This window comes from Vibrio sp. Y176, from assembly GCF_033438945.1.
Genome location: NZ_JAWOQS010000510.1, coordinates 1 through 712, shown reverse-complemented (window position 1 = coordinate 712; position 712 = coordinate 1). Strand labels below are relative to the sequence as shown.

The 712-nt window shown below is 44.5% G+C and carries 1 protein-coding gene; it reads left to right on the top strand.

Annotation, left to right across the window (positions count from 1 at the left end; genetic code table 11):
• Positions 1-63 precede the first annotated feature (63 nt).
• The coding region (trmJ, locus tag R7O13_RS27020) for a tRNA (cytosine(32)/uridine(32)-2'-O)-methyltransferase TrmJ (protein ID WP_318305221.1) at positions 64-712 on the top strand (649 nt) is incomplete at its 3' end.

Below are 712 nucleotides of genomic sequence, written 5' to 3'. Positions count from 1 at the left end.
CCCTAGGGTGTGTTAAAAAACTATGGTAACATCCTGCGGTTTTAATTTAGGTAGCAAACACAGATGTTGGATCAAGTAAAAGTCGTACTCGTAGGTACCTCACATTCTGGCAATATTGGCTCAGCAGCCCGAGCAATGAAGGTGATGGGTTTAAGCCAACTTGTATTGGTCGATCCACAATGTGAAGTGGATGAACAAACGCTAGCACTGGCCGCTGGTGCCGCTGATATCGCTCAGAATGCTCAAGTCGTAAGCACACTGGAAGAAGCTATTGAAGACTGTGGTCTTGTGGTAGGTTCAAGTGCTCGCTCTCGCACATTAGAATGGCCAATGCTTGAGCCACGTGAATGTGGTGAAAAGTTTGCAGTTGAAGGCCAAAAACATCCGGTAGCTTTAGTGTTTGGGCGTGAAAGAACAGGCCTAACTAACGAAGAGCTACAAAAGTGCCACTATCATGTATGCATTCCTGCTAACCCTGAATACAGTTCCCTGAACTTAGCTATGGCGGTTCAAACGCTAAGCTATGAAGTTCGTGTTGCTCATCTTAATCTTGAGCAGAAACAATTCTCACCAGTTGAAGTCGAAGAGTACCCTCGTCATAAAGAGCTAGAAATGTTCTTTGACCATCTTGAAAAGGTCATCGTAGAGACCCAGTTTATAAACAAAGAACAACCTGGCCAGGTGATGAATAAATTGCGTCGTCTTTTCTCTC